We start from the raw sequence: 8,171 nt of genomic DNA, 5'->3' as shown, positions 1-8,171 counted from the left end.
CCGAACTCAGAAGTGAAACCTCTTAGCGCTGATGGTAGTGTGGCATTTGCCATGTGAGAGTAAGTCATCGCCAGCTTTTAAATACTAAACACCCCTAACCTAATGGTTAGGGGTGTTTTTTTTGGCAAAGAGTTTTATATACTGCTCTTTTATTAAAATTATTATTCAAATTCTATGAAATAATTAGATTGGAAAGATGAGGCTGAATTTTTCAATAAGTTAAAAGATCGCTATGTAGACGGATTGGAGTTCTGCAGAATAGCCTATGATCTATTTGAATATGTTAAAGAGCACGATCGAGATGGTTATGAGTTAAGCAAAAGACCTCGTAATATAAAAGAATTAATAGACGAAATTCTTCCAATTTCAGTATATGTAAGAACTAAATATAGATTAGGAAATTATATTCAAGTATGTTGGACATCACGTACAGCATGTTTTGATGCTGAAATTAAAGTAATGGAGGAAAGTTATTTCCTAGACGTAACTTGTGCTGTACACCCTAAAGAATATTTGGTAAGAGAATTATTAAATAAGCAGGGGTATTGTTATGCAACTGATGGAGTTAAGAAGATTGGTAAGGATATAACTACAGAATGTATTAGCAATGAGTAAAAATTATCCAGAAAACACAATTTTAGTTATTTGTTGCGAGTTAGATATAGGCTGTTTTTCAAAAGAATGGAATATTTTAGAAGAAAAAGTTAGAGCTTTAAATATTGAACATAATTTCAAATAGATTTTTATATATGATAGCTCTACTGAAAAATCATTTACTATGAGTTAAATTAGGTCAATTTATAGTTTTAGGAAAATGATTATGAAACTCAACTCTTTTTCTCCACTGCCTGAAGATGATGAAGAACTGCATCTCCCTGAGCTAGTGTATTGGGCATCCCTTGGTGATGTGGAACAAGTCGAGCAATTATTGGTAGAGGGAATAGATCCAAACCAGACCGATGATGAAGGTTATAGTGCGCTTCAAGCTGCTGCCGAGAATGATCATTTAGCTGTGGTGAAACTACTAGTGAGTAAAGGAGCAAATGTCGCTTATAAAGGCGAATATACTGCGCTGCAGCTTGCAGAAATGGCAGAGCATGACGAAGTGGTTGTCTATCTAAAAACTCTTTAAATCACGCATAAAATGATAAATAAAAAGAAGCCCCATCATCCTGACGGGGCTTCTTAGTATTCAGCTTCTTGTCGTTTATATTCCTTATGAACGACCGCTTCCTGCGTATCTTGTTATTTTCAATGAGACTTCCTGTCTCTTTATGATTTATATGATATGTGAAAACTTGAGAATGGGATATTCGCCAATCGCTGAGATTGTTGTAGGTTTTGGCGTACATCAATCGGGAATGATGAAATGATAAGCGATAAAAAACGGAATCCATAGATTCCGTTTCTCAGCTTATTAGGATTTAGAAATGAACATCTAAACCGATATAAGGACCTTTAAAATTAAATTTAAGATCGTTTTTTTCGTAGTCATCTAATTTAATGTCTAAGATACGGTAGCCAGCTTTCAAGCCAACATCGACCAACAGATTATCAATAAAGTTATATTGTAATTCTGCTTGCGCATCAGTAATTTTAGTATCATTAAAGTTGCTATATAAGAGTTCTGCTTTGGCACTTAGACCAGTAAACGGCAGTTTTACACCCGCCGATCCATAGATCACAGGTACAGTTTTATCGATATCTGTTTTGCTTAAACCGAGTGTTTTAACATCACCATTTAAACTGGTTGCGCCTAAACCAATATCTGCATTTACGATAGTATCCAAGATTTCATAATATAAAATGAAATCGGTATGGTCTATGTTCAAGTCATAAACTGGCTGACCTGCGACTTCTTTTTCTGTCTGTGACTTTAAATTCACATAGCGAATTTTTGCATTTGGAATCAGTGGAATTGGGTGCTCAAATGCAAGCGAAACCTGTGCAGATCCCTTACGATCAAGGTCTTGATCTGGTGCAGATGTTTGTGCAGCCATATTGGCTTCACCGTTGTAATTCCAGTAGCTGAGATCGCCTTTTAGACCAATCATATCTGCTTGTGCTAGACCACACAGACTTGTCCCTAAAGCTATGATTGATATTTTTAATATTCTCATTCAATTGTCCTAATTCATATCAAAAACCGTAATGAATTGTTGTGAATTCATCAGTGATTGGGCGAATCATATAGTGATATTTGAAAATATACAGTAGTCTAATTTTAAATTTTAATTATGGGATGAAGAATAATGACCGATGCACAAAATGTTGTGGATTATCCTTTGTATGTCGCAGGGAAAGCAGTAACGACAGGTCAGTGGTTAGAAGTTCATGATAAATATACTAATACGGTCTATGCTCGAGTTGCGTTAGCAGATGAAAAAGTGTTGGAAAAAGCAATTTCTGCTTCAGTTAAAGCTGAGGTAGATATGGCGACGCTTAAGCCATTTGAAAAACAAAAAGTTCTATTACATTGCGTTAAACGTTTTAATGAATTACGTGAAGAATTGACAGAAATATTGATTGTTGAAGGGGGTAAGCCGCGAGGTGCTGCAAGTGCCGAAGTGGAACGCCTGATAAATACTTTCCAATTGGCTGCAGATGCGGTCACACAACTTGATGATGGTCGAATGTTGCCTTTGGCAGTAACGCCTGCGGCTGCTCGTTTTCGAGGTATGGTTAAGCATGTGCCAATTGGTGCAGTTTCGCTGATTAGCCCATTTAATTTCCCTTTAAATCTGGTTGCACACAAGATCGCACCTGCAATTGCAGCAGGTTGTCCATTTGTATTGAAGCCTGCGAGTTTGACACCGATCAGTGCATTAATGATTGCCAAAGTTTTGGCGGAAACTGATTTACCAAAAGGCTCATGGTCAGTGTTGCCTTGTGATCGCCAAGCAGCGGATATTTTGGTAACAGATGATCGTTTTAAATTACTCAGCTTTACGGGGTCAGATCAGGTTGGTTGGGACATGAAAGCGCGTGCAGGGCGCAAGAAAGTTACTTTGGAACTGGGTGGCAACGCTGCGGTTCTGATCGATGCTGATACCGTGATTGATGAGGCGCTGATTGATCGTTTGATCAGTGCCGCTTATGGGCATGCAGGGCAAGTTTGTATCAGTGTGCAGCGGATTTTAGTGCATGCTGATCTTTATGTGGAAGTGAAAAAGAAACTGATTGCGAAACTGAAAAAAATTAAAGTAGATGATCCAAAGCTCAATACCACATTGGTAGGTCCGATGATTAAGGAAGCTGAAGCTGTTCGCCTGAAAAAATGGGTTGATAAAGCCGAGAAAAAAGGGGCAAAGGTTCTGACGGGAGGACATTTACAAGGCGTATTATTTGAACCGACTTTACTGGAGAATGTTGATGCCAAACTAGAAATCTATAAGGATGAAGCATTTGGCCCCGTTGCCATTTTAGAAAAATTTAAAGAGTTTGAGCAGGGTATTAATACAATTAATCAAAGTCGTTTTGGTTTACAGGCAGGGGTATATACGCAAAATCTGAATAAAATGCTGTATGCATGGGATCATTTGCATGTTGGTGGAGTCATCATTAATGATGTGCCTACATTCCGTGTCGATAACATGCCGTATGGCGGTGTGAAAGACTCAGGCTTAGGTCGCGAAGGAATTCACTCAGCGATTCGTGATATGCAAGAAGAACGCTTGCTCGCAATTAAACAATAAAATAGAAGTTCAAGCGGAGTTCTGGCTTCGCTTGATTAGGTTGTATACTTGATTTTATAAATTGACTGTAAGGTCAAAATTTCATTCAGTTAAAAAATAATCAGTTATTTAAAAAACCTAATTTTTCAGACAGAAATTACAGTAAAAAGAAATAAAAACAGGTATTGTTCGGCTATTAAAAAGCAGAAAAACAAAATCCAATCTTTAAGGAAGATGGTTTGGTTTTTGCTTGTTTGTTCATGAAAATGAGAGGCCCACAAGGTTGGAATTTCATGCAAGCAAAACAATATTTTTTATGGCACTTTTCATGTCTGTTGGATAATAAAACCTAACGCAGTATGAAAAATGCCAGCGGTATATATTTAGGTGTCATATGGCAGATTCTCGTGAAAACTGGACATCACGATCTGGTTTTATTATTGCAGCCGTTGGTTCGGCTGTAGGTTTAGGTAATATTTGGCGCTTTCCTTATGTTGCCTATGAAAATGGTGGTGGTGCGTTTCTTATTCCGTATTTACTCGCACTAATTACGGCTGGTTTACCTCTTTTATTTTTAGATTATGCGACTGGACATCGTAGTACAGGCTCACCCCCTAAAGCATATCGTGCTTTATTTAAAGGTGGTGAAACACTAGGTTGGTGGCAAGTCTGTGTCTGTATCATTATTGGTTTGTACTATGCCAGCGTACTGACGTGGGCGGGAAGTTATGTGTATTTCTCGATTGGTCAGGCGTGGGGCAGTGACCCAGAAAGTTTCTTCTTTAATACGTACTTACAGACCTCGAAAGCAACTGGCTTTGATTTGCAGTTTGTCAGCCATTTATTTTGGCCAATTGTTGGGATTTGGGCACTGACCTTAGTGATTTTGTATGGTGGTGTTAAAAAAGGTGTTGAATTATCCAACAAGATTTTCATGCCTTTGTTATTCGTCCTCTTCACAGTTCTGGTAATTCAATCATTACGTTTACCTGGTGCGGCTGAAGGCTTAAATGCATTCTTCACGCCGAACTGGTCTGCGATGATGGACTATAAAGTGTGGTTAGCTGCTTATGGGCACACTTTCTTCTCATTATCTGTTGGCTTCGGGATCATGGTGACATACTCCTCTTACTTAAAGCCGAAAACCAATTTAACAGGTTCGGGGTTGATCGTTGGTTTTGCCAATGCTTCAACTGAGATCTTGGCTGGTATTGGTATTTTTGCAGCATTGGGTTTTATGGCTCATACCGCGGGTAAAGAAGTACAAGATGTCGTCAGTGGTGGTATTGGTCTGGCATTTATTGCCTTTCCAAAAATCATTTCAAGCTTGGGTGCAGGTGCAGATTTATTTGGTCTATTGTTCTTCTCTTCGCTTTTTGTCGCTGGTATTTCTTCCATGGTCAGTATCTTGGAAGTACCGATTGCAGCCATGCAAGATAAGTTAAAATGGAGCCGCAAGAAAGCAGTAACCATCATTGGTGGTGGTAGCGCATTCGTTTCAGTTATCTTATTTTCAAGCGTAAATGCGATTAAACTGGTTGATATTGTGGATCACTTTATCAATAACATCGGGATTATTGGTGGTGCATTATTATCCATCATCAGTGTGGCTTGGTTTAAGCGTTCAGCTTTAATCGAACTTCGTGATCATGTGAACCGTATTTCGACGATTCAATTGGGTAAAGGTTGGGATTTCACTTTAACTGTGATCACCTCTTTGATCTTATTAACCACATTGAGCATGACTGTGTTTAACTTGGTCAAAAATGGTTACGATACGTATAGCATGAGCTTGCAAGGTATCTTTGGGTGGGGCAGTGTGATTTTCTGTGCTGTCGTTGCAGTTATACTCAGCAAAATGAAAGATCGCTAGGAGCGCAGTTATGAATACTTCAGCAATCGTGATGATGATCATTTCAATGGTGTTTTTATGGGGCGGACTTGCTTTGTCGATTCTGCACTTAATGAAACATCCAGAAGAGTTAGATGATGTTTTAGAAGAAGTTAAAGATCATCATACGCTTTAAAATAGATTCAAAAACAGCAGGCTTTGAAGCCTGCTTTTTTTTATTTTGATTATGCCAATTTTTTAATTCGGCAATAATAGAAACCATCGCCAGAGTGCGCAGACGGTAATAATTGGCGACCATAAGTCTGTTCAATACCCCAATCCGCATTGATTTTGATTTCTTCGGCATTGGCATGTGCGGCGAAGAATGCCGCCATTTGCTGTTCATTCTCAGCTTTTAGAATGGAGCAGGTGATATACAACAACGTTCCACCAACTTTGAGTTGTTGCCACATTTGTTGAAGAATCTGTTTTTGTAATTCAACCGTTTGTGCGATATCGGTTGATTGTCTTAACAGACGAATATCCGGATGGCGACGAATCACACCTGTTGCAGAACAAGGCGCATCTAGCACGATACAATCGACGGGTTCTGGTGTCTGCCAAGTGGTGGCATCAGCGGTAATAATCTCGACATTGTTGTCATTTAAGGCAAGACGTTCTAAATTTTCAGAAACACGCAATAAACGTTTGGCATCATGATCCAGCGCAATCAGTTTTTGAGGGTTAAAGCGCTCAAGAATATGTGCAGTTTTACCGCCTGGCGCAGCACAAGCATCGACAACAACTTTATTATCTAAGTTCGGTAACAGCGTCGCGCACAATTGGGCATGTTCATCCTGAACGGAAAAACCACCTTCTTCAAAACCTGGTAAATGGGTAATATTGCCCGTTTGTTCCAAAACAATACCCACATTTGAAAGCATGCAAGGATGAGCATCAATCTGCTCTTCGTCCAAAATCTCTAAATATTCGTTACGACTGACTTGGCGTTGATTGATGCGAAGAGTGAGTGGAGCGACTTGTTTTAAGGCTTGGCATAGAGTCTCTGCTTGCTCAGGCCAATCTTTTTTAAGTCGCTTGAATAACCAGCTTGGTAAACCATGCGTACTATTCAAAGCTGTTTGAAATTCCGCTGTTTCACGTGAAACACGACGCAGAATCGCATTCACCAAACCACTCATGGGTTCGAAACCAAGTTGCTTAGCCGCATTTACCGTTTCTGAAATCGCAGCATGTACTGGAATGCGCGTACATAAAATTTGATATAAACCTAGATATAAACAACTTTCGAGTGCTTCATTGTCTAATGGCTTTGTGAGCAATGGTAAGGTAATGGCTTTTAACGAATACCATTGGCGTAAACAACCTAAAGTAAGTTCGTGATATAAACCACGGTCACGTTCAGAAACGATATTGATATGTTGATTTAAAACAGAAGCCAAAGATTGCCCGTTTTGAACCGCCAAAAGTGTTTTGACCACTTGTGCGCGCAGATTCAAATTTTTTGCAGATGATTGATTCGATTGGCTCATGGGAGAATTTGTCCAAGATGTAATTTTTGAGTTTGGGCAATTTGTACAGGATTTAGGGCCTTGCCACCTGACCATTGCAGGCTGGTGAGGCACACCGCGGTATTGTCGCCACAGGCAACATGTACGCCTTGTTTATCAATTGCAAGAATTTCACCGACTTGTGCATCTGCCTTGTTGTGTTCAGAGAGCATTGAACTCCAAACACGTAAAGCATTATTTTCATCCAATTGAATAAAAGCCACAGGCCAAGGATTGAACGCTCGAATATTGCGATCGATTTGGATTGCAGTTTGTGTCCAGTCAATTCGTGCTTCTGATTTCACTAATTTATGTGCATAAACCGTGAGGGATTCATCTTGAACTTCACGTTTTTCGATAAAATCCTGCAAGCTTTGCTCTGACTCAAGCACGGCACAAATCGCTTCAGCACCTTGAGTCGCCAATTTGTCATGCAAGGTTGCAGAGGTATCTTCTGCTGTGATTGGGCAATAGGTTTTGTACATCATATCGCCTGTGTCCAAACCTGCTGCCATTTGCATGATGGTAATGCCAGTTTCTGTATCGCCTGTGGCAATGGCACGTTGAATCGGTGCTGCGCCACGCCAGCGGGGTAACAGCGAACCATGGATATTTAAACAACCATATTTAGGGGTATCTAAAACCGCTTGCGGTAAGATTAAACCATAGGCTGCCACCACCATGACATCTGCGCCAAGTGCAGCAAGTTCTTGTCGAGCAGCTAAACCTTCTTCAGTCGACGCTTTAAAATGCAGTGGTTGATAAACGGGTAAACCATGTTCAAGTGCCAGTTGCTTGACAGGAGAGGGAGTGAGTTTTTGCCCACGACCTGCCTTACGGTCAGGCTGGGTATAAACCGCAATGATCTGGTGTGATGTTTTTAATAATGCCGCCAATGCGGTTGCCGCAAATTCAGGCGTACCAGCAAAAATGATCTTCACAAAGATAATCCACAGAAAATTTGCCCCAAATTATAAGCCAAAAAACCACTAGCCCCTAATTAGGTGAAAGGAATTGTCTTTGAACAAAAAAGATAGGTTCGCCGGTCATCAGTTAAACGATAACTTGTAGTATGATGGGAAAAGCTCAGTATCA

Annotated in this window: 8 protein-coding genes and 1 rRNA gene; 6 read left to right on the top strand and 3 right to left on the bottom strand. The window is 39.9% G+C overall.

Annotated elements, in window-relative coordinates; genetic code table 11:
* The 3 genes from rrf to M5121_RS04445 all read left to right on the top strand — a co-directional run.
* Positions 1-76, top strand: a 5S ribosomal RNA gene (rrf, locus tag M5121_RS15970); the annotation flags it as partial.
* A 167-nt stretch (positions 77-243) separates the two neighbouring features.
* Positions 244-615: a hypothetical protein gene (locus tag M5121_RS04450; RefSeq protein ID WP_249570465.1), complete on the top strand. Its 372-nt coding sequence runs from the start codon at positions 244-246 to the stop codon at positions 613-615.
* A gap of 205 nt (positions 616-820) precedes the next feature.
* Complete coding sequence (locus M5121_RS04445) at positions 821-1,132, top strand: ankyrin repeat domain-containing protein (protein ID WP_005157138.1); 312 nt, start codon at positions 821-823, stop codon at positions 1,130-1,132.
* 292 nt (positions 1,133-1,424) lie between these two features.
* On the opposite strand, the gene M5121_RS04440 is transcribed toward M5121_RS04445, so the two are convergent.
* Positions 1,425-2,120, bottom strand: coding sequence for a TIGR04219 family outer membrane beta-barrel protein (locus tag M5121_RS04440; protein ID WP_005157136.1), 696 nt, complete (start codon positions 2,118-2,120; stop codon positions 1,425-1,427).
* 132 nt (positions 2,121-2,252) lie between these two features.
* On the opposite strand from M5121_RS04440, the gene M5121_RS04435 reads away from it, so the two are divergent.
* From M5121_RS04435 to M5121_RS04425, 3 genes are all read left to right on the top strand, one after another.
* On the top strand, positions 2,253-3,695 hold the full coding sequence (locus M5121_RS04435) for an aldehyde dehydrogenase family protein (RefSeq protein ID WP_005157134.1): 1,443 nt from the start codon (positions 2,253-2,255) through the stop codon (positions 3,693-3,695).
* 373 nt (positions 3,696-4,068) lie between these two features.
* Positions 4,069-5,547 (top strand): sodium-dependent transporter, encoded by a 1,479-nt coding sequence (locus M5121_RS04430; protein ID WP_005157132.1) that lies wholly within the window; start codon positions 4,069-4,071, stop codon positions 5,545-5,547.
* Between the two features lie 10 nt (positions 5,548-5,557).
* The gene (locus M5121_RS04425) at positions 5,558-5,701 is read left to right on the top strand and encodes a methionine/alanine import family NSS transporter small subunit (RefSeq protein WP_004659683.1); all 144 of its coding nucleotides are present in this window, start codon (positions 5,558-5,560) and stop codon (positions 5,699-5,701) included.
* Between the two features lie 49 nt (positions 5,702-5,750).
* Here the strand turns inward: M5121_RS04425 and rsmB are convergent, their stop codons facing one another.
* Complete coding sequence (gene rsmB, locus M5121_RS04420) at positions 5,751-7,058, bottom strand: 16S rRNA (cytosine(967)-C(5))-methyltransferase RsmB (protein WP_249570464.1); 1,308 nt, start codon at positions 7,056-7,058, stop codon at positions 5,751-5,753.
* Complete coding sequence (fmt, locus tag M5121_RS04415; RefSeq protein WP_249570463.1) at positions 7,055-8,017, bottom strand: methionyl-tRNA formyltransferase; 963 nt, start codon at positions 8,015-8,017, stop codon at positions 7,055-7,057. Before fmt ends, rsmB begins: the two co-directional genes overlap by 4 nt.
* Positions 8,018-8,171: the final 154 nt, after the last annotated feature.

This window comes from Acinetobacter sp. ANC5681, assembly GCF_023488045.1.
GTDB lineage: Bacteria > Pseudomonadota > Gammaproteobacteria > Pseudomonadales > Moraxellaceae > Acinetobacter.
This window is presented reverse-complemented; position numbering and strand designations above follow the sequence as displayed.

Bases quoted from the DNA above. Each gene is read 5' to 3' on its own strand.
- M5121_RS04445 (WP_005157138.1), top strand. From the start codon at position 821: ATGAAACTCAACTCTTTTTCTCCACTGCCTGAAGATGATGAAGAACTG.
- M5121_RS04440 (WP_005157136.1), bottom strand. From the start codon at position 2,120: ATGAGAATATTAAAAATATCAATCATAGCTTTAGGGACAAGTCTGTGT.
- M5121_RS04435 (WP_005157134.1), top strand. From the start codon at position 2,253: ATGACCGATGCACAAAATGTTGTGGATTATCCTTTGTATGTCGCAGGG.
- M5121_RS04430 (WP_005157132.1), top strand. From the start codon at position 4,069: ATGGCAGATTCTCGTGAAAACTGGACATCACGATCTGGTTTTATTATT.
- M5121_RS04425 (WP_004659683.1), top strand. From the start codon at position 5,558: ATGAATACTTCAGCAATCGTGATGATGATCATTTCAATGGTGTTTTTA.
- rsmB (WP_249570464.1), bottom strand. From the start codon at position 7,058: ATGAGCCAATCGAATCAATCATCTGCAAAAAATTTGAATCTGCGCGCA.